Source organism: Mesorhizobium sp. B1-1-6, from assembly GCF_006443035.1.
GTDB lineage: Bacteria > Pseudomonadota > Alphaproteobacteria > Rhizobiales > Rhizobiaceae > Mesorhizobium.
The window spans coordinates 385607-405753 of the sequence record NZ_VFWR01000005.1 but is presented as its reverse complement, the minus strand read 5'-3'; the positions used below and the strand labels follow the sequence as shown (position 1 = coordinate 405753).

Annotated in this window: 12 protein-coding genes, 1 tRNA gene and 2 pseudogenes; 7 read left to right on the top strand and 8 right to left on the bottom strand. The window is 62.6% G+C overall.

All coding sequences use genetic code 11. From position 1 onward, the window contains the following. Positions 1-24: 24 nt before the first annotated feature. From FJ979_RS13220 to FJ979_RS13210, 3 genes are read left to right on the top strand one after another with little or no spacing between them, the layout of a single operon-like run. Positions 25-1167, top strand: a complete 1143-nt coding sequence (locus FJ979_RS13220; protein WP_140513400.1) for an ABC transporter ATP-binding protein — start codon at positions 25-27, stop codon at positions 1165-1167. A gap of 9 nt (positions 1168-1176) precedes the next feature. Continuing rightward, complete coding sequence (locus FJ979_RS13215) at positions 1177-2142, top strand: ABC transporter permease subunit (RefSeq protein ID WP_140498523.1); 966 nt, start codon at positions 1177-1179, stop codon at positions 2140-2142. Then, positions 2139-2957 carry an ABC transporter permease subunit gene (locus tag FJ979_RS13210; RefSeq protein WP_140513402.1) on the top strand — a complete coding sequence of 273 codons (819 nt, stop codon included), beginning with the start codon at positions 2139-2141 and terminating at the stop codon, positions 2955-2957. The genes FJ979_RS13215 and FJ979_RS13210 overlap by 4 nt, the downstream gene beginning before the upstream one ends. Before the next feature lie 149 nt (positions 2958-3106). On the opposite strand, the gene FJ979_RS13205 is transcribed toward FJ979_RS13210, so the two are convergent. After that, complete coding sequence (locus FJ979_RS13205; RefSeq protein ID WP_140498521.1) at positions 3107-4960, bottom strand: AsmA family protein; 1854 nt, start codon at positions 4958-4960, stop codon at positions 3107-3109. Between the two features lie 239 nt (positions 4961-5199). Here FJ979_RS13205 and FJ979_RS13200 point away from each other — a divergent pair, with 239 nt between their 5' ends. After that, complete coding sequence (locus tag FJ979_RS13200; protein ID WP_140581335.1) at positions 5200-7170, top strand: acetoacetate--CoA ligase; 1971 nt, start codon at positions 5200-5202, stop codon at positions 7168-7170. A gap of 272 nt (positions 7171-7442) precedes the next feature. Here the strand turns inward: FJ979_RS13200 and FJ979_RS13195 are convergent, their stop codons facing one another. Beyond that, positions 7443-11231 (bottom strand): PAS domain S-box protein, encoded by a 3789-nt coding sequence (locus FJ979_RS13195; RefSeq protein ID WP_140581334.1) that lies wholly within the window; start codon positions 11229-11231, stop codon positions 7443-7445. 251 nt (positions 11232-11482) lie between these two features. Here FJ979_RS13195 and FJ979_RS13190 point away from each other — a divergent pair, with 251 nt between their 5' ends. Both FJ979_RS13190 and FJ979_RS13185 read left to right on the top strand, forming a co-directional pair. Beyond that, positions 11483-11941, top strand: coding sequence for a phasin (locus FJ979_RS13190; RefSeq protein ID WP_140498518.1), 459 nt, complete (start codon positions 11483-11485; stop codon positions 11939-11941). A gap of 338 nt (positions 11942-12279) precedes the next feature. Further along, positions 12280-12356: transfer RNA gene (locus tag FJ979_RS13185), tRNA-His, on the top strand. Between the two features lie 90 nt (positions 12357-12446). On the opposite strand, the pseudogene FJ979_RS33325 reads toward FJ979_RS13185, so the two are convergent. Together FJ979_RS33325 and FJ979_RS13175 are read right to left on the bottom strand one after the other, a co-directional pair. After that, positions 12447-12617: pseudogene (locus tag FJ979_RS33325) on the bottom strand (MBL fold metallo-hydrolase); the annotation flags it as partial. A gap of 63 nt (positions 12618-12680) precedes the next feature. Further along, positions 12681-13325 carry a redoxin domain-containing protein gene (locus FJ979_RS13175; RefSeq protein ID WP_140498517.1) on the bottom strand — a complete coding sequence of 215 codons (645 nt, stop codon included), beginning with the start codon at positions 13323-13325 and terminating at the stop codon, positions 12681-12683. A 747-nt stretch (positions 13326-14072) separates the two neighbouring features. Here FJ979_RS13175 and FJ979_RS13165 point away from each other — a divergent pair. Next, positions 14073-16019 (top strand): annotated as a pseudogene (locus FJ979_RS13165) (AI-2E family transporter); the annotation flags it as partial. Positions 16020-16320: 301 nt separating this feature from the next. On the opposite strand, the gene FJ979_RS13160 reads toward FJ979_RS13165, so the two are convergent. The 4 genes from FJ979_RS13160 to FJ979_RS13145 form a co-directional block, all read right to left on the bottom strand. After that, a complete protein-coding gene (locus FJ979_RS13160) occupies positions 16321-17001 on the bottom strand; it encodes an HAD family phosphatase (RefSeq protein ID WP_140498514.1) in 681 nt (226 codons plus the stop codon). 26 nt (positions 17002-17027) lie between these two features. Beyond that, the gene (locus FJ979_RS13155; RefSeq protein ID WP_140513412.1) at positions 17028-17813 is read right to left on the bottom strand and encodes an inositol monophosphatase; all 786 of its coding nucleotides are present in this window, start codon (positions 17811-17813) and stop codon (positions 17028-17030) included. After that, positions 17810-18643: a phosphodiesterase gene (locus FJ979_RS13150; RefSeq protein WP_140513414.1), complete on the bottom strand. Its 834-nt coding sequence runs from the start codon at positions 18641-18643 to the stop codon at positions 17810-17812. Before FJ979_RS13150 ends, FJ979_RS13155 begins: the two co-directional genes overlap by 4 nt. A 111-nt stretch (positions 18644-18754) precedes the next feature. Further along, on the bottom strand, positions 18755-20029 hold the full coding sequence (locus tag FJ979_RS13145; RefSeq protein ID WP_140513416.1) for an ABC transporter substrate-binding protein: 1275 nt from the start codon (positions 20027-20029) through the stop codon (positions 18755-18757). Between the last annotated feature and the right edge of the window lie 118 nt (positions 20030-20147).

Here is a 20147-nt window from a genome sequence, read left to right as displayed (position 1 = left end):
GGCAAAACAGCAGCGGAGTGGCACATGAAATCGCTTGGCAGCATCCGCAGGGATTTCGCGCCTTGGAACGATCCGAACGCCAAGCCATACATTCAGTTCGACAATGTCTCCAAGAAGTTCGGCGACTTCACCGCCGTGAACAATCTCTCGCTGACCATATTCGAGCGCGAGTTCTTCGCCCTGCTCGGCGCCTCCGGTTGCGGAAAATCGACGCTGCTCAGGATGCTCGCCGGCTTCGAGGAGCCGACGGCCGGCCGCATCCTGCTCGACGGCCAGGATCTGCGCGGCATCCCGCCTTATCGCCGGCCGGTCAACATGATGTTCCAGTCCTATGCCCTGTTTCCGCATATGACTGTGGAGAACAACATCGCCTTCGGCCTCAAGCAGGAAGGGATGGCCAAGCCAGACGTCGAAAAGCGCGTCGCCGAGATGCTCAAGCTGGTCAAGCTCGAGCAGTTCGCCAAGCGCAAGCCGCACCAGCTCTCCGGCGGCCAGCGCCAACGTGTCGCGCTCGCCCGTTCGGTCGCCAAGCGGCCGAAGGTGCTGCTGCTCGACGAGCCGCTCGGCGCGCTCGACAAGAAGCTGCGCGAGGAGACGCAGTTCGAACTGATGGACCTTCAGCAGGAACTCGGCCTCACCTTCGTCGTTGTCACCCACGACCAGGAAGAGGCCATGACCATGGCCGACCGTATCGCCATCATGGACAAGGGCGAGGTCATGCAGGTCGCGACGCCGGCGGAAGTCTACGAGGCCCCGGCGTCGCGCTTCGTCGCGCATTTCGTCGGCAACGTGAACATGTTCGAGGGCAAGGTTGCCGAACGGACGGACAAGACGGCGCGCATCACCGGAGCGACCGGCGCCCAGATCCTCGTCGAGAATGCCGGCAATGCCGCCGCCGCGGGCGCCGATATCGTCTTCGCGATTAGGCCGGAGAAGATCAAGGTGTCGTCCAAGAAGCCGGCCGATGGCGTCAATGCGCTGGAGGGCGAGGTTTACGACATCGCCTATCTCGGCGACATGACCGTCTATCACGTCCGGCTGGACGACGGGCAACTCGTGCGGGCAAGCGCCTTGAACGCGGCGCGCATCACCGAGGACCCGCTGACCTGGAACGACCGCGCCTGGGTCTCTTTTCGGCCGGATGCCGGCGTCGTACTGACGCGGTAGGGGGCTGACATGTCCGACATCGCCGCCACCGACGCCGCCCTACCGGCCGCGGCAAAACCGTTGCTGGCGCGGCTGGGCGCCGGCTTCGTCAACCGTCTCGTCATCTTCATTCCCTATCTCTGGCTGCTGTTCTTCTTCCTCGTCCCCTTCATCATCGTCTTCAAGATCTCGTTGTCGCAGACGGCGATCGCCATGCCGCCCTATACGCCGGTGCTTGATTTCAGCGATGGCGTCTCCGGCTTCTTCGCGGGCTTTCGCGATCTCAACTTCGACAACTATGCCTGGCTGACGCAGGACGCGCTCTACTTCAACGCCTATGTCACCAGCTTGATCATCGCGGCGATCTCGACCGTGCTGACGCTGATCGTCGGCTATCCCATAGCCTACGGCATGGCCCGCGCGCCGGCGACGATCCGCCCGACCTTGCTGATGCTGGTCATCCTGCCGTTCTGGACCTCGTTCCTGATCCGGGTCTATGCCTGGATCGGCATCCTGAAGCCCGAGGGGCTGCTCAATCAGTTGCTTCTGTCGCTGCATCTGATCAACCAGCCGCTGGTCATCCTCAACACCTATACGGCGATTTTCATCGGCATCGTCTACTCCTACCTGCCGTTCATGGTGCTGCCGCTCTATTCGTCGCTGGAAAAAATGGATTATTCGCTGATCGAGGCGGCCAAGGACCTTGGTTGTCCGCCGACCAGTGCATTCTGGAAGATCACGTTCCCGCTGTCATTGCCCGGCGTCATCGCCGGCTGCCTGCTGGTGTTCATTCCGGCGGTCGGCGAATTCGTTATTCCCGATCTGCTTGGCGGTTCGCAGACGCTGATGATCGGCAAGACGTTGTGGAACGAGTTCTTCGCCAATCGCGACTGGCCGGTCTCTTCAGCTGTCGCCGTCATCCTGCTGCTGTTGCTGACGGTCCCGATCATGATCTTCCAGCAGGCCCAGGCGAAGGCGCAGGAGCAGGACAAATGAACAGCAGCTGGAGCCGCTTCAACATCACCTCGATCGTGCTCGGTTTCGCCTTCCTCTATCTGCCGATCGTGCTGCTCATCGTGTTCTCCTTCAACGAATCCAAGCTGGTCACCGTCTGGGGCGGCTTTTCGACCAAATGGTACGTGTCGCTGTTCCACAATCAGGGCCTCATGGACGCCACCTGGGTGACGGCGCGCGTCGGCGTCATTTCGGCCACGGCGGCGACCGTGCTCGGCACGTTGGCGGCGCTGACGCTGACACGCTACACGCGTTTCCGGGGCAGGGTACTGTTCTCCGGCATGGTGTTCGCGCCTTTGGTCATGCCCGAAGTCATCACCGGCCTGTCGCTGTTGCTGCTCTTCGTCGCTGTCGGCCTCGACCGGGGCTTCCTCACCGTCACACTCGCACACACCACCTTGACGATGTGCTTCGTCGCCGTCGTCGTGCAGTCGCGCCTCGTATCTTTCGACCGCTCGCTCGAGGAGGCGGCGATGGATCTCGGCGCGCCGCCGGTCAAGACATTCTTCCAGATCACGCTGCCCGTCATCCTGCCCGCGATCGTGTCGGGGTGGATGCTTGCCTTCACGCTCTCGCTCGATGACCTGGTCATCGCCAGCTTCACCTCGGGGCCGGGTGCGACCACGCTGCCGATGAAGATCTACAGCCAGGTTCGTCTCGGCGTGACGCCGGAGATCAACGCCGCCTGCACCATTCTGATCGCGGTCGTCGCGGTCGGCGTCATCGTCGCTTCGCTTGCCAATAAGCGTCGCGAGGTCCAGCGCCAGCGCGACGAGCAGGCCGCCCAACGCGGCTGAGCATGATCCCGAAAAGTGGGCACCGGTTTTCGGGCGAGATCATGCCCGAATAGGCTGAGCATGATCCCGAAAAGTGGGAACCGGTTTTCGCGGACAAACGGTTCCGTTTGTCCAGAGATCATGCTTGAACAACGAGGCCGAAAGGCTGCTTATTCGCCCGACACGCCGCGGTTGATCGGCGAAATGAACGGCGTGCTCCATGTCCCCCCAACGAAGAAGGACGATTGCTTGGGGCCTTGTTGGCCGTTTGCCTGCGTGGCGACCTGGTCCGGCTGGATGACACCGCCTGACAGCGCCAGCCCCCGTCCGGCATAGGAGGCGATGCCGGAAAGCCAGATCTTGTACTTCGCCGAATTGGCTTCGGCCTTGTCCAGCCTCGCCACGCCTTTCGAGATGGTGGCCTTCAGTTCGGCGCCATCGATCGGCAGTGTCCCGTCCGAGACGTCGTCAAGTGCGAAGAAGCCGCCCTGTTCGGTATGCTTGAGAAAGGCCGGCAGGTTGAATTTGCTGAGCGCGCCTGGCCCGAAGGTCGCCGAAACCGAGCCGTCGGCGGTTTCGAAGATCGAGTCCCAGGTCCTGCCGGGCCCTTTGAGGATGACGGACACGGTCCCCGTGCCGACCGGCACCAGCCGCGTCATCCCGGCCGCCGTGCCGAAAGCGCCGCCATCGATATCGGAAGCCAGCAGCCGGATCTCGACCTGGCTGCCCTCGGGCTTGCGGTCGAAGCGAAGGCTGCTCTGGATGTTGCCGCCAAAGGCCGAGGCATCGGAAATGTCGAAAACGGACAGGCCATCCTTGACCTGCGCCGTGGCGGCGACGTCGGCAAGCTGGATGGAGCCTGCCGTGGCGTGCGCCGCCGACAGCCTGAGGTCGAGATTGACCCGGTCGGCGAAATTCGTGTCGACTTCGCTTGGACCTGCCCCGCTTGCCGGCCCGAGCGGCGTGAAGGCGGACAGGAACGACCTCAGATCGAGCGTGTCGAAGGCGAGCGTGCCGGAGATCACCGGCTGTGCGTCGCCAAGCGACAGGTCCAGCGCACCCATGCCTGGGTTATTGTCGAGGGAGAGTGCGGTGTTCTCGAATTTGACGCGCCCCGCCGTCGCGGTCACCTTGCTCGAGATGCTGACGGAGCCGATCGCGGCGCCCGGCGCGATATCGGCCTGCGACCATTCGAGCACACGCCGCAACGAGGGCGCTGAAAACTTGGCCTGGCCGTCGAAATAGGCGTTTTCGGACATGCTGGCCGTGCCGTCGAAGGAGAAGGTGGCGGGCGCCGCCTTGAACGACAGGGTGAGCGGCGCCATGCCGCCGGCAAACAACACCAGCGGCTTCGGCGATGCGGCATCCACGGCGACGCTTTCGCCGCGCCAGATGCCGGTCGCCGAGAGCGTCGCATTGCTGTTCATCGCCGCCCATGTCGCCTGGCCGCTCAGGCTACTCAGCACCTCTTCGTCCTTGCCGTTGACGGACGCCACCATGCGGCCGTCCCTGAACTCCACCGTGCCGAAAGTGTCGGCCGGTAGCTTGTCAAGATCGGGTTTGGCGGGGTCCGCACCGACCACGCCGCGCGCCACGTCGATGGCGCGTGCGATGCGGCCGCCGGTCGGAGCGGTGGGCAGGAACAGGCCGCTCGCCGTGCGCTGGACCCTGATCGTCGGCCGCACCAGCCGCGCCGTGGAAAACACCACGTCGCCGCGCAGCGCCGCCATGGCCGAGAGGTCGACCTCGACCCGTTCGGCCTCGACGACCGGCGGTGCGTCGACGTCGGTCCACTTCGAAAGCGTCACATCCGTCAGGATCGCCCGGAAGTTCGGCCAGACCTCGATGCGCGGCGAGCCTTCGATGGCAACCCGGAAACCGCTCCAGGCACTCAATTCCCAGGCGATACGATCGCGCACGATACGCGTCGAAGCGATCAGCGGCAGGGCGGCGACCACCAGCGCGATGACGATCACGGCAGCGCCGATCGCCCATGTTCCGCGTCGGATCAAAGATGATGGCATATCGCCCCGTATGCTTTCGTTCCGACAAAAATCGTCCGGCGGGTGTAAACCCGGTCGTCACCACGACTTCCAGTCGTCACTACGACTTCTAGTCGTCACTACGACTTAGGGTCGAGGCATTTCAAGTCTTTATGGCCCGGCGATGGCATTTGCGCACATCTGGACGCCTCGGCCGAACAAAATCTTGCTCTGCTGCGGCGCAATATGCATAAGCGGTGGCGATCCTGGGAGGACCCATCATGGCTGCCGAAGTACCACTCTGGACCCCGACGCAGGACCAGATTGACGCTGCGCCGCTGACCGCCTTCATGAAGGCCGCCGCTGCAAAAAGCGGCATGCCTCTGAGCTCCTATGCCGACCTTCACCGTTGGTCGGTGGCGGACCGCGAAGCGTTCTGGAGCCTGGTCTGGGATTTTTGCGGCATCGTCGGCGACAAGGCCAGCGCCGGAAGCGAGCGTGTGCTCGTCGATGGCGAGAAGATGCCGGGAGCGGCCTTCTTTCCCGACGCGATGGTGAATTTCGCCGAGAACCTCCTGAAGAAGACCGGAGCAGGAGAGGCGATCGTGTTTCGCGGCGAGGACAAGGTCGAGCGCCGGCTGTCCTGGAACGAATTGCATGCGCTCACCTCGTGCTTCCAGCAGCTCTTCCTGTCGCTCAAGGTCAAGAAGGGCGATCGTATCGCTGCGATGATGCCCAACATGCCGGAAACGGTCGCCGCCATGCTCGCGACCGCCTCTATCGGCGCGGTGTGGTCGTCCTGCTCACCGGATTTCGGCGAGCAGGGCGTTCTCGACCGGTTCGGGCAGATCGAACCCGTCGTCTTCATCGTCCCCGATGGTTACTGGTACAACGGCAAGGCGATCGAGGTCGCCGACAAGATCGCCGCGGTGGCCGCAAAGCTGGGCACTGTCCGCAAGGTGGTGGTCGTTGACTATCTCGGCACCTCGGCCGATGTCGCTGATACGATCGAAAAGGCCGTGGCGATGGAAGAGGCGCTGTCGCCCTTCGCGGTCAGGCAGGTCACCTTCGAGCGGCTGCCGTTCGCGCATCCGCTCTACATCCTGTTCTCGTCCGGAACGACCGGTATTCCCAAATGCATCGTCCATTCGGCCGGCGGAACGCTGATCCAGCACCTCAAGGAACATCGCCTGCACGCAGGCCTGCTCGACGGCGACCGCTTCTTCTACTTCACCACCTGCGGCTGGATGATGTGGAACTGGCTGGTGTCGGGCCTCGCTTCGGGCGCGACGCTGCTGCTCTATGACGGCTCGCCCTTCTACCCCAACGGCAATGCGCTGTTCGACTTCGCCGACGCCGAGAAGATGACCTTCTTCGGCACCTCGGCGAAATTCATCGATTCGGTACGCAAGGCCGGCCTCAAGCCGATCCAAAGCCATGATCTGTCAACCGTGCGCGCCATCTCCTCGACGGGCTCGCCGCTGTCGCCCGAGGATTTCCGCTTCGTCTACGACGGGATCAAGAAGAACGTGCATCTGGCATCGGTCTCCGGCGGCACCGACATCGTTTCCTGCTTCGTCCTCGGCGTCCCGACTGAACCGGTATGGACCGGCGAGATCCAGGGACCAGGCCTCGGCCTTGCTGTCGACGTCTGGGACGACGACGGCAAGCCGGTCAGGCAGGAGAAAGGCGAACTGGTCTGCACCAAGGCGTTCCCGGCAATGCCGATCGGCTTCTGGAACGACCCCGAGGGCAAGAAATACCGGGCTGCCTATTTCGAGCGTTTCGACAATGTCTGGTGCCATGGCGACTTCGCCGAGTGGACCGCTCATGGCGGCATGATCATCCATGGCCGCTCCGACGCGACGCTCAATCCGGGTGGTGTGCGCATTGGTACGGCGGAGATCTACAATCAGGTCGAGCAGATGCCGGAAATCCTGGAGGCGCTCTGTATCGGTCAGGATTTCGACAATGACGTGCGCGTGGTGCTGTTCGTGCGGCTGGCCGCCGGCGTTCAGCTCGACGAGGATCTGGAGAAGCGCATCCGGGCGAAAATCCGCGCCGGCGCCAGCCCGCGCCACGTGCCGGCCAGGATCATCGCCGTGTCAGACATTCCTCGCACCAAATCGGGCAAGATCACCGAGCTTGCGGTGCGCGACGTCGTGCATGGCCGCGCCATCAAGAACAAGGAGGCGCTTGCCAATCCCGAGGCGCTCGAGCTGTTCAGAAACCTGCCGCAATTGGCCGAGTGACCGCCCCGCCCGGCATGGTTAATCAAATCTGCCGCGCGAATTTACCTAGATTTCACGAGTGGTACACATTCGTAAATTTTTTCGGGACCTGGTAAGGACTTGTTAAGGCCCGGCGTCGATAGTCGCACGTAACTTGAGGGAGAAATCCCGTTCCTCAGCCCCCGGAGGATCTGAATTCGCTCAAGCCCCCGTTGTGACAGCAAATCCCATCTTTCAAGGCGTCCTGTTGGGCGCCTTTTCTTTTTCAGGCGGTTGGGTCGACGGGAGCTTGCCTATTCCGCAAGCACGCGCGTCGACGGGAACGCGATCTCGACCAGGGTTCCTTCGCCGGGCGTCGAGGTGATGATAAAACGGGCGCGGTTCGCTTCAACCATCGCCTTGGTCAACGGCAGGCCGAGACCGGTGCCGTCGCCGCGCCCCCGTTTCAATGCATTGATCTGTTTGAACGGCTTCAACGCCTGCTCGATCTCGGCTTGGCTCATACCGATGCCGGTGTCGCGCACGCGCATGACGACATCGCCTGATGTCTCATAGGCGGTCGAGACGATCACCTGGCCGCCGGCCTGGGTATAACGGATGGCGTTCGACAGGATGTTGAGGGCAATCTGGCGCACGCTGCGCAGGTCCGCCACCACTTCCGGCAGTCGCGACGCGAAGCTGGAGCGAATGATGACGCGCTCGCGGTTGGCCTGCGGCTGCATCATCGCCACCGTCTCGGCCAGTGTGTCGTTGAGCGACACCGCTTCATAGGCCATTTCCTGCTGGCCGGCCTCGATCTTGGAGATGTCGAGAAGGTCGTTGACGAGATCGAGCACATGATTGCCCGATCGGTTGATGTCGCGCAGGTAATCGCGGTAGCGGTCATTGGCCACCGGCCCGAATTTCTCGTCCACCATCAGTTCGGAAAAGCCGATGATGGCATTGAGCGGCGTGCGGATCTCGTGGCTGATGCGGGCGAGGAAATCCGTCTTCTGCGAGGAGGCGCGCTCGGCCACCGCACGCGCCTGGGTCAGGTCCTCCTCGGCCCGCTTCCACTGCGTGATGTCGCGCACCACCGCGCAAAAGCCGCTGTCGTTGGGCAGCCGGCCGATGGTCATGAACAGGGGAATGAAGCGGCCCTGCGCCTCGCGGCCGATGACTTCGCGGCCGTCGTTCAGGACGCTCGCCACGCCGGGCTCGGACAGGCCGTCGAGATAATCGCGCGCCGCGCGCTGGCTTTCGATGGCGAACAGCGAGGCGAACGGCTTGCCGGTCACGTCGTCGCTGTCGAAGCCGAACAGCGCCTCGGCTGGACGGCTTATGGAACGAATCGCGCCGTCACGGCCGATCAGCACGACGCCGTCGGTGGCGGTATCGATGATGGTGCGCATCTCGGCGATGCGCGCCTTGAGCTCGGAAATATCGGGCTGCGTCTGCTCGTCGCCGGCCGCATGCAGTGCCGCCGGTGCCTCATCCTCGCCCGAACGGCGCACCACCAGCATCAGCGCCTTGCCGTCGCGCCACGGAACCGAACGCAGGATAGCCTCGATTGGAAATTCCTGCCCGCCATGCGTCTTCAGCCGCAACGCCCGGTCCGCGCCCTCGGCGGCGCCGTCATGGCCATAGGGATCGGCAAACAGCGCGCCCAGCCCGCCGGCGTCCGCCAGTTCATCGAGCGTCTCATAGCCTGTCAGGACGAGAAACTCCTCGTTGGCGTAATGAAGTTCATCCCCGGAATGGATGAGCAGCGGCACGGGCAGCTTGCTCAGGAGCGAGGTGTCGGGAGCCTTGCTCTCGTCTCCGACCGCAAAGGCCGACGGCACGAACCCTTCGAGCTTGAGCGGAGGCACTTTGAGGCGTGGCCGCTCGACCGGAGCCTCCACCGCGTCGCTGGTGCCGGCGGCCCCCTCGGCGGTCGCGGCCTGCTCATCGGACGCGGACGCTTCCTCGTCCCCGACCCAGTCCTCACTGTCCTCGGCATCGCGAAAATCGGCCGATGTCATGCTCTCGTCGTCGGCAATGTCATCGTTGGTGCCGGCGACGGCCGGTTCGCCTGCCGCCGCGACGGGCTCTTCGCTCTCCCGTTCCGTCCGCGCCGCCGCCGGTTCGGAAGCCGGGGTCTCGTCATTGTTGTCGGCGATCGGCGCTGGTTCCTCGCTCCGCTCGGCATAGTCGAGCAGCGAACCCGTCACTCCGGCCACCGTGTCGGCGGGCTCCTCGTCAGCCGTTTTGTCCGGCCGTTCGCCATCAAGCCGGGCGAGATCCTCTGCATCCTCGGCATCGACATCGGTTTCGGACGGCTCAGCCGGTGCGGCTTCGCCCTTTGGCGCAAGGTTTTTGCGGGCGTCCGCTGGTTTCTCGGATGGCCCCGCCGGCGTTGCCGCCTCCGGTTGCCCGGCATCGTCCGGACCCGGTCTTTCGGCCTCCGGCTCGGCCGGGCTGCTTTCCTTCTTCAGCCGCTCGCCGATCTCGCGGAAGGCGCTGCGTTCCAGGGTCGACAGACCCTTGTCGTTAGCCGGCTGGCGATGTTCGGCCAGACGGATCACCTTGTCGGCAAAGCGGCGTTCAGGCTTCGGCACGATGGTCAGCGCCGGCACCTCGCCCCGGAACGGGTCCGATGGCTTCAACTCCTCGGTCTTCGGTTCCTCAGGTGCGGGTTCGACCGGTTCCGACGCCGGGGGTGCCTCGCTGTTGGGCACCAGCGCCATGCCGATCGCTTCAGGGTCGACGACGGCGTCGCCGGCGCGGGCGACGCCGAAACCGCGGAAGCCCTCGAAGGCACGGCTGCGGCCATAGACGGGCAGGGCCGCCAGGTCGACGGGGATCTTCAGGTCCGTGCCGACGACCGGCCACAGCACGGAACGGCCGGACCAGGTGTCGCGCCGCTCCAGGAGGCCGGCGATCTCGCCGGACGCATCGAGCCCGAAGGCCGCCGCGACGTCCCTGAAGCGCCTGCCGATGACGTCCGCTGCCGGCTTGCCGACGACGTCGGCGAATTCCGGCGACAGCGCGCTGAACCTGCCCTCGGCGTCGGTTCGCCAGACGAAACGCATCGGCGCCGCCGTGCGGTCCACGGTCCTGGCGGCCGGGGCTGCCGGAACAACTGGAGCCTGGGCATCGTGCTTCGCGTCCTCGGCTGGACCTTCGGCGGCAGCCGGCGAAAGTGCAGCTTCGGCGTCCGGCGCGGCTGGGCCGCGCGCATGCCTCCCGTCCTCGCCGGCATTGAAATACCAATGGTCGTGCTGTGCCCGCGTACCGTTTGCCGCCGGTTGTCCGGGTTCTGCCGCCGCCGGTTCCTGCACGGCCGCTTCGGCAGCGGCTTGTGCCTTCGGTTCCGAGATATCCTTGGCGACGGCCTGTGAGCGGTTACGTCCTTCCGAACGCTCGGCCGCTGGAGTCCCCTCCGCCAGCGCACGGTCGTCGAGCCTGTTTTCGTCGATCACCACCAGCAAATGTCGCTCAGGCGTCAGTCGGGCGAGGCCCGCCGGATAGGATGTGCCGCCGCCCGGAACCAGGCGCTTGACGATGCGGTCGCTCTCATTCGCGACGTCGGCCACCAGCGCGGCCAGCGTCGGGGGCTCGATGCCGAGCTGCGAAAAGCTCTCCGATGCCGCTTCGACATTGCCGCTGGCGTCGATGAAGGCGATGAAATGACCATCTTCCGTGAAGCCGCTGATGGCCCTGCCGGCGATTTCGGCCGCACTGCGCGAGCCGGTCTGGGCCGCCGGCACCGCCAGCATGATGGCGTTCTCGCCGTCGGGCAGCGTCACAGCGCTTGCAAGGAAGCCGATGGCGCGGCTGGTCATGCCGGTCGCCAGCCTGACCGTGATGCTTCGGTCGCTGCCGATGTCGGGAAATCCACTAGTTGCCATGATCTGGCGGCGGGCGATCAGCGGCAGCCGTGCCTCGGCGCCGATGATGCTTTCGATGTCGGGATAGCCGAACACTGCGGCACCCGGTCCATTGGCCCAGATCACTTGCTCCAGATTCGCCGACAGGATCGCGATCGCGTCGCCGGCGGCGAAGCGCTGGCGGACCGCGTCGAGCACGGCGACGTCAAGAAAGGAATATTCGGACGGCATGCGCTGGCGAAATCCTCATGCAGCGGGCATTTTTGCAGTTAACGCTTTGTTAATAAAAGCCGGCGGCGCGAAGGTCCACAAGCCAGAACGTGCATAGGCCTGAATTTCGGCTCTTGGTTAACGGCCGAGACGGGAATCTATGGTGCAGTGCAACAAAGATATTGCAATGCACAAAAATTGCCTTTATATTGCCATCATACATGAACGAGACGGCTTTCCGTCAAAGCCGCTACCGCTGAAAAGGATGGAAAATGTCCAGGACCAAGACTGCCGAGACCATCGAAAACGTTGAATTCCCGAGCTTTGACGCTTCCAAAGCCACCGACCAGATCCGCGCTTTCGCCGAGAAGGGCGTTGAGCAGTCGAAGGAGGCTTACGCCAAGCTCAAGACTGGCGCCGAGGAGACCCAGAAGGCCCTGGAATCCACATACGAGTCCGCCAAGACCGTTTCCAGCGACCTGTCGCTCAAGACCGTTGCCGCACTGCGCGCCAATGCCGAAGCGGGCTTTTCGCATCTCGAGGCGCTGATCGGCGCCAAATCGCTGTCGGAAGTCGTGGAGCTGCAGACCGCGTTCCTGCGCAAGCGCGTCGAAATGACCGTCGAGCAAGCCAAGGAGTTCCAGACCGTCGCCTCCAAGGCGGCCGAGGATGTCTCCAAGCCGATCAAGACCGTTTTCGAGAAGGCGATGAAGGACATCAAGGCCGCCTAATATTTGCGCATGATCAGAAGATGTAACAAAAGGTCGCATTTTCTTCGAAATGATCGTGTGTATGATGGCAGCCATCAACGAATACCCGGTCGGCGGAACCTCCTCCCTCCGCCTCCGGGGTGACCAGCCAGCACCTCCTCCCGCTGGCTCGTAACAGGAAAAGGCCGGCACCTCCTCCCGCCGGCCTTTTTCTTGTCGGCAGATCCGCTTCCATGTGGGCAAGTGACCTTTGCTTTGCAAAAGCCTTGAATTAAAATCCATAAGCCCGTAAGGACGCATCGCCGAACGACAGAGCACTCGAGGGGACTACGTTCCGCCGATCCCGCTCAGGCAAACGTGCCGTTGTAGCTCAGCTGGTTAGAGCGCCGGATTGTGGATCCGGAGGTCGCTGGTTCGATCCCAGCCAACGGTACCATCGGCTTTCCTCTAAACAACTGGTTTGCTCAATAAAATTTTGACTGTGGACTTCCGGGCTTGCTCTGTAAAGCGACAGCCTGCTCAGGCTGTCGAAACCGCCGAAGTGATCCATGTGCATATGCGTCACGAAGACGTGCGAGATTCGCAGGATTTCGCGCAGCGAAAGCGTCGAAAGCTCTCCGAGATAGAAAAGGATGGCCCTGTTGCGGAAGCGGAAATCCAGTAGCAGGCCCGGATCGGAAAAAGGTTCGTTTACCAAGCGCGGCTGGACAAAAAGCGTGACTGGGAGAAGACCGCCGCGAGCGATGCTGGCTTCCTCCGTTCAGCTTCTCTTTGCCCGACCGGCATATTGGTCGACCGCGCCGGCCATCTGGAGCATGAGTGTGTCCATGGAGATGGAATTCCCGCCATAGGGGTAGAAGTCGGATTTATCGCCTTTCTTCCATTTCTCCCGCAGCTCGGGTTCGGTGATGTCCCAGTCGCGATAGGTCCTTTGCGCCAGTTCGCGCAGTTCTGCGTGCAATTCGGCGGTGGAGGGGCGGCCCCAGTAATAGTAACCGTTGTAGACCTTGAAGACTTCGAGGTCCCGCCCGAGCACGATCGTGTGCGGGATCATCACGTCGTGCGTGGTGTCGGTGTATTCCTTGATGTCCAGGTCCTTCTGCACGAGCCGTTCCTCGTCATAAAGAAAGGGCCAGGGCGCGGAGGTCTGCTGGCGGTAATTGTTGGTCGTATGCCAATCATCCGTGGTGATCGTGACGAGCTGTGTGTAGCCGACGACCAATTGCGAGTGAAACCGCACCAGTTCGAGCATTTGCTGCCGGTCTTTCGGACAGAAGAACCCACGCGTCAGCATCACGATCATCAGCTGGTCGCCCTGCAGGTCCGACAGCCGCCGTGGTGTCTTGGTGTGGTCGGGAAGAACGTAGTCGGGGAACTTCGCGCCAGCCACAATGTCTTGTCTCATTTTCAGTCGCTCCCATCGATCCGGTTCTGTAACTCCCGAACAAAAGACTCCCCCCCATGTTCCTTTTTTCCAGGCAAGCCGATATGACGGCCGTCTGCCGTCGAACCGGCGACCCCATCGAGAGCGCATCCAAGTCGAGTTCGCCATCGACGATCGGCTTGCCGCCCTTTTCCAAACTCGAGCTTCGACCGGTTTTCGGTGCCTGCTTTTGAGTTCGTCAATCACTCCCTTGATCATCGCTAAACGGATTTCCGCGTAACCGCCGTGTAGTGCGTGATGGCACCCTCGTCGGGATCCTGAAAATGCACGGTAGCGTCGGCTGTGGCCGAGAATCCGCCGCTTTCAAAGTGTCGGCTCGGGAGAACGTGTTGTAGCCCGGCAAAACCGCAGCGCTGATCCGTTCAGCGAATTCCGCTGGCCAGTCACCTGGCCGAAATACGGACGCGCCGGTCACGCCATGCGTGATGACCTTGGTCATTGCCAGCCGGGTAGGAAGCACGCCGCCAAAGAAATCTTTTGGGCCTGCGAGGGACGCTGCGGATGTTCCGATGATCCACACCTTTGGGCTACATGCCCTGCAAAAGTTCGAGATCATCACACATGCGGTGTAACGAACCAGGTCATTGGCCAGAAGCTGAGGAGGTGCCAGTATATGGACCAGCGCACGCTTTGCGCGGTTAGGCCATGGCCGTCCTCTAAATCGCGAGATTGCAGATAGGTCCCATCATGCCCCCTGCTTTTATGACATCGAAGTTGGCAACCGTCGTGGCGATGATTGCTACCGTCGCCATTCTTTACGTCGCCAAGGAGGTCCTGCTGCCATTGGCAATAGCGGTCCTTCTCACATTTGCGTTGGCGCCGATTGTTTCTTTGCTCCGAAAGTTGAAGCTGCCGCGAATGATCGCTGTGCTTGGCGCGGTTGCATCGGCCTTCGTCCTCGTGTCGCTGTTCAGCCTGATCGTTGCCACGCAGGTGAGCCAGGTCGCGCAGGACATTCCGACATACCAATCCAACATCCTCGAGAAGATTCGGACTTTGAAAGAAACAGGATCCGAAGACGGCCTTATCAGCCGGCTCGGCAAGGTGTTCGAGCGCGTCAACACTGAGATAAACAAATCCCAATCCAGCGGGCAGGCAGATGTGGAGCAAACCACGAAGCAGCAGGATCCGCTTCTGGTTCAGATATTCTCGCCCCAGCGTCCGATAGAGACGCTGAGGAACATCATCGAGCCGCTGATCGGACCACTCGCCACGACCGGCCTTGTCATCATCGTGGTGATTTTCATGCTGCTCGAGCGTGAAGAATTGCGGGATCGATTCATCCGCCTTGTGGGCTACAGCGATCTCCATCGCACGACCCAGGCATTGCAGGATGCAGGCAGTCGCGTCGGACAATATCTGCTCATGCAATTGGTCGTGAACATCGTCTACGGCGTGCCCCTTGCGATAGGTCTTTGGTTTCTTGGCATTCCCAATGCCCTGCTATGGGGCATGTTGGCCGTTGTCTTGCGTTTCGTGCCCTTTATCGGTCCGGTTATCGCGGCGGTGATACCTTTGTTTCTTGCCTTCGCAGTGGCTCCCGGCTGGAGCTTACTGGTATGGACTGGCGCTCTCTTCATCTTGGCAGAGCTCGTAATCAGCAACATCGTCGAGCCCTGGCTTTACGGCTCGCACACGGGCCTCTCGCCGCTGGCGATCATCGTAGCCGCCGTTTTCTGGGCTTGGCTATGGGGCCCGGTCGGCTTGGTGCTGTCGACGCCGTTGACCGTCTGCCTTGTCGTGCTTGGACGGCACGTGCCCCAGTTCGAATTCCTGCAGATCCTGTTTGGCGATGAGCCGGTGCTTGACCCGAAGGAGCGTCTGTACCAGCGGCTTCTTGCCGACGATATCGACGAAGCCACCGACAACGCGGAAGAAATGCTCGAGGAGAAATACCTGATCGAGTTCCACAGCACGGTTGCGATTCCGGCGTTGCTGCTTGGTGAACAGGACCGGGCTCGGGGCGCACTGACGGCAAGTCAGTTGGCGAACCTTGCCGAAAACGCCCGCACCCTGGTGGCCAACCTCAACGAGATCGCCGCGGAGGAAGAAGAAGAGGAAGAAGACGAGCACGCGGAAAAAGAAGGCGCGAGCGCGGATCCGGGCGAAGAGGATGAGGATCAAGCCGAGTTTGCGCCTGATCTCCCGGATGGTGCTGGGAAGTCAGTGCTGTGTATCGGCGGGCGCGGAGACCTCGACGATGTGGCCGCTGCGATGCTCGCGCAGGTCATTTCGATCGAGGGTGCGGATTGCGTGGCCGCGAGCCACCGTGACCTCCTCCCCGCGCGGATCCGGAAACTTCCGCTTGAAGCTCGCGACGCAGTCGTCGTGGGCTTCCTCAACCGCGATTCGTTCAAACACGCGGTGTTCGTCGTGAGGCGCTTGAGGCGACTCGCACCGCGTGCACGCATCGGAATCGCGCTCTGGCACGACACCCATGACAAGCCCAGGGAGGATGCGGCGGGCCTCGCCGAGCAATTGGAAGCGGACTTTGTTGCGTTCAACGTGGTCGACTGCGTGACGGGTGCGCTTTCAAACGAAGAACCGCGTCAAGTGAAAAAGAGAAAGCAAAGAAATCTAAGGCGGCCTCGCGCTCGTCAGGGCGTGGCGGCGACGGTGCAATTGGACGATTCGTTGGCTCAGCCGGTGCGGTGATCGTCAACGGCACGGCCCCTTTTGGACCAACTTCGGCTACCTGATAATGATCATGTGAGCGGTACCTCTGGCACCGGCAGGTAGTTTCGAAAGTTCGCTGGCAATCGCGCATCCACAGCGAACATCCGGGTGTTCGCTCTCCGTTCGACCTTAAGCAGATTCTGAAACAGCTCTTGTTCCGGCCCCAATTACGGAATCCTACCTATCTGTTACATTCGGCGACGCGGCGCTTTCGACGGTGTTTGAGCAGGAAAGGGCGGTGCCGGATTATCTGCTGCCCGGCTTTCGCTGGGCCTGAAATCTACACGGAGACGGGTGCGATCAACTCCAGAGAAACGAGTTCGCGCGCGACTTCGTCCCAGTCGGCGCAGATGGTTCGGGCGCCGGCCACGCGCAGTTTCTCGGCATGCCCCGGATAGGTGTGGCCGCCGCCGATGAAGCCGATCGCCGTCATGCCGGCGGCGACTGCGCCCTGCACGCCGAAAGGCGAGTCCTCGACAACCGCGCAGTGCTTCGGTTCGATGCTCATCTGATCCGCGGCGAACAGGAAGATGTCGGGGGCGGGCTTCCCGCGCGCGACCATTGACGATGAGAATATGTTCTCGCCGAAGAATCTCGCGAGCCCTGTGACCGAAAGGCTGTGATGTATCCGCTCCAGCGAGGAGGATGAGGCGACGCAGCGGGGATTGGACAGCCGTTCAAGGAAGGGCTTCAGGCCCGCCATCGGCTGCAGACTTTCGGTGAAGAGCGCTTTCACCTCGTCCCACAAATCCGCGGTCTGGTGCTCCTCAAGGCGATGGCCGGTCGTGAGCCTGATGCGCTCCAGGATATCGGTCTGCTTCATGCCGACGCATTGCAGGACCGCCTGCGGGTCGAGTTCCATGCCGTGTTTCGAATAGACCCGCCCGTAGGCAAGCGCCGCCAGCGGTTCGCTGTCGACCAGCACGCCGTCGCAGTCGAATATGATCAATGTGTCTTGCATGCTCGCTCCGGTTTGCGCGCCAGGTGTCACAGGCCGCGTAGCGCTTCAAGAAGTTCGTCGTGAATGAGCCCGTTCGAGCCGACCTTCTGCGTGTCCTCGTCTGCGGAATCGGCACCTGAAAGCGTGGTGACCTTGCCTCCTGCTGCGCGTAGCAGCGGCATGGCAGCCGCGTAGGACACGACGTCGGCCTTGATCGAAACCGCCGCATCGAGCTGGCCGGCGGCGACCATCGAATGTTCAAAGGCCCCTGAGACGATAACGCGCACGCCGCGCGCGCCGACGCCGAGCCGCCGCACGATCTCTGCGGTGCGCGCCACCTCCTCGGCCGAAAAGTGCGACGTCAGCACGACGGCAATGACCGCATCGGCCAGTCTTGCAGTTGTCGACACATTGGCCGTCTTGCCGTTGACGGTCGCGATCCCCTCGCAGGTGTAGTGCGCCTCGAAGCCGGCGGCGGGCGCGACGGTCAGGCCGACCTTCGTCGCACCCTGCTCCTGATAGGCCATGGTGACGGAGAACCACGGCAGGCCGGACGCGTAGTTTATCGTGCCGTCGAGCGGGTCGACGATCCAGCGGCTTTCGCCCAAGATTCCCGTCGTGCCGGCTTCTTCCGACAGGATGGAAGCTTGCGGCGTAAGCGCGCGCAGCCCGTCGATGACAATGCGCTCCGAAGCGAGATCGGCGGCGGTGACAATGTCCAGCCCTTCCTTGCGAGTGACGTCGAGGCGCTCCTCGCGCATCGACATCAACGTCGCGGCTGCCTTGCGTGCGACGGCATCGGCGTCTTTCAGGATTTGACGGTAGTCGCTCATGTTTCGTTTTTCCCGGGGTAGTCGACATCGGTGATGAAATCGTGGGCGGGGCCAAAATCGCCGATCGGGACGACGTGCGAAACGATACCGGTCTGCGGCGACCAGGCGTGCAGGGCGAAAGCCGGCGGTTCGAAGATGAAGCGATTGGGCTCGCCCGGACGAAGATCGAGCGCGACCTGGTGCGCGACGCCCGGCGCGACGAAGCCGACCGTGCCGGCAAAGCGCGTGGTGATGGGTCGGTGATAGTGCCCGCAGGCCACACGCTCGATTTCGGCGTGGGACCTGATCATGTCGCGGAAGCCGTCGCCGACGACGCACATCATGATGTCCATGCCGTGCACGCCGACGGGAAAGGGCGGATGGTGCATGAAGACGAAGGTCGGGCGGCCGTCGCCCTCGGCGAGCCGCTCACCGAGCCAGGCTTCGCGCCGCTCGCAGATCGCACCACCGTCCTCTCCCGGCTGCACCGTGTCCAGCCCGATGAGGCGGACCGGAAGGTCCTCGATCGTATAATGCAGGAAATCCGGCGACTGGCTCAGATAGGGGAATTTCGGCGCCATCACCTCGCGCATTGTCTCACGCCGGTCGTGGTTGCCAGGGATGATGAAGACGGGCATGGGCAGGGCCGACAGCATGTCGGCGACCAGCGCATACTCTTCCGGGCGACCGCAATCGGCGAGATCGCCGCTGACGAGGACGCAATCGGGTGCCGGATCGAGCGCGGCGACGGTCGCGATGGCGCGACGAGTCATGGTGTTGGTCTCGAGACCCTCATAAGCCATCTGGCCATCGGGTCGGATGTGAAAATCGCTGATCTGTGCAATGAGCATCGGGAGGTCCGGCAGTGTGAAGGGAGGGCTGACACAAGAAGGGCGCCACATCGGCGCCACCTTAAAAAGGGCGCGCCAGCCGAAGCCGGCCGGCGCGCGTGGCATGGCGACTTATTTCATGAGTGCCTGTGTTTCGGAGACGAGGCTGTCGAGCCCGTCCTTGATGGATACGTCGCCGCTCATGACCTTGCTGATGATCTCGCGCTGGGTGCGCCAGATGCGGACCGTGTTGCCCGCCGAATAGCCGGGCCACGGGCGCGACAGTGCCATCTGCTTGGCAACGGTGGCGTAATTCGGGTTCGCTTCGTAGAACGGGCCGAGATAGTCGGTCCCGGTGGCGGCCTTGTTGGTCGGGAGGTAGCCGCTCATCTTCACGACCTGCTCCTGCGCCTTGGGGCCGGTGACGAATTTAAGGAATTCCCAGGCCGCCTTCTGCTTTGCCGGGTCGGAGGCAGTGATCACCGCCGCGTTGCCGCCTGTGGGCAGGCCACCCTTTTCCTTGTCGTCGACCGGGAAGACCGCGGTACGCAGCTTGAATCGGTCGCCGATCAGTTCGGTATCCTGGCTGAGACGGGCAGGCGTATCGAAGAAGATGCCAATCTGGCCGGCGATAAAGGCCTGGCGCGACTGATCCCAGTCGATCAACGGCATGCCGGCATCGGTGACGAAGCTGCGGAAATATTCCAGCGCCTTCAGGCCGTGCTCGTCGCCGAAGGCCACCTTGCCGTCCTTGGTCAGCTCGCCGCCGCCCTGCATCAACATGGCGTCCCAGAGCCATTCGTCGGGCCAGTCATGAATATTGTAGGCGAGGCCGGCGATGCCGGAACCGGTGGCCTTGATCTTCTTGGCGAGTTCCATGATGCCCGGCCAGTCGGTAGGCATGTTGTCGGGATCGCCACCGGCCTTTTTAACCAGGTCGGCATTGTAGAACATGATCGGCATGGAAGCGTTGAAGGCCAGTCCGTAGAGCTTGCCGTCCACCCGGCCGAGGTCGAGAATGTTGTCGGCGTAGTTGGCGTCGCGCCATTCCTTCGACTCGGCGTCCATCATCGTGCCGAGGTCCAATATCTGGTTGCGCGCCTTCAGCTTGCCGACCAATTCATGCAGGACGTGATAGCCCGAATAATAGACGTCGGGCAGGTTGTTGGTGATGGAGGCCCGCAGCATGGCCTGGTGGCCTTCGTCGTAGCTGGCCGCCGGCGCGCGGAACTGGATCTTGATGTCGGGATGTTCCTTCATGAATTCCGCGGCCAGCGGCTCATGGAACTTCGCGAAGGCCGGGAATGCGTAGTAGACGTCGAGCGTCACGGGAGACTGGGCCAGCGCTGTCGACGCCGCTCCCAGCAATACGGCCGAGGCCGCGATGATCTTTGACAGGAATTTCATTAAGGCTTTCCTCCGGTTATGCGATTTGCCCGATGCTCTTGAGGCGATGATGCCGCCTTGCCCCGCGAAAGGTGTGGGGGAACGGCGCGACCGGGCTTCTAGCCGCGCCAGTTGTCAG

What these genes read in the sequence shown, in the direction of transcription:
- FJ979_RS13155 (WP_140513412.1), bottom strand. Translation starts at nt 17,813, where the DNA reads ATGAGCGACTACCGTCAAATCCTGAAAGACGCCGATGCCGTCGCACGC.
- FJ979_RS13175 (WP_140498517.1), bottom strand. Translation starts at nt 13,325, where the DNA reads ATGAGACAAGACATTGTGGCTGGCGCGAAGTTCCCCGACTACGTTCTT.
- FJ979_RS13190 (WP_140498518.1), top strand. Translation starts at nt 11,483, where the DNA reads ATGTCCAGGACCAAGACTGCCGAGACCATCGAAAACGTTGAATTCCCG.
- FJ979_RS13160 (WP_140498514.1), bottom strand. Translation starts at nt 17,001, where the DNA reads ATGCAAGACACATTGATCATATTCGACTGCGACGGCGTGCTGGTCGAC.
- FJ979_RS13210 (WP_140513402.1), top strand. Translation starts at nt 2,139, where the DNA reads ATGAACAGCAGCTGGAGCCGCTTCAACATCACCTCGATCGTGCTCGGT.
- FJ979_RS13150 (WP_140513414.1), bottom strand. Translation starts at nt 18,643, where the DNA reads ATGCTCATTGCACAGATCAGCGATTTTCACATCCGACCCGATGGCCAG.
- FJ979_RS13145 (WP_140513416.1), bottom strand. Translation starts at nt 20,029, where the DNA reads ATGAAATTCCTGTCAAAGATCATCGCGGCCTCGGCCGTATTGCTGGGA.
- FJ979_RS13220 (WP_140513400.1), top strand. Translation starts at nt 25, where the DNA reads ATGAAATCGCTTGGCAGCATCCGCAGGGATTTCGCGCCTTGGAACGAT.
- FJ979_RS13205 (WP_140498521.1), bottom strand. Translation starts at nt 4,960, where the DNA reads ATGCCATCATCTTTGATCCGACGCGGAACATGGGCGATCGGCGCTGCC.
- FJ979_RS13195 (WP_140581334.1), bottom strand. Translation starts at nt 11,231, where the DNA reads ATGCCGTCCGAATATTCCTTTCTTGACGTCGCCGTGCTCGACGCGGTC.
- FJ979_RS13200 (WP_140581335.1), top strand. Translation starts at nt 5,200, where the DNA reads ATGGCTGCCGAAGTACCACTCTGGACCCCGACGCAGGACCAGATTGAC.
- FJ979_RS13215 (WP_140498523.1), top strand. Translation starts at nt 1,177, where the DNA reads ATGTCCGACATCGCCGCCACCGACGCCGCCCTACCGGCCGCGGCAAAA.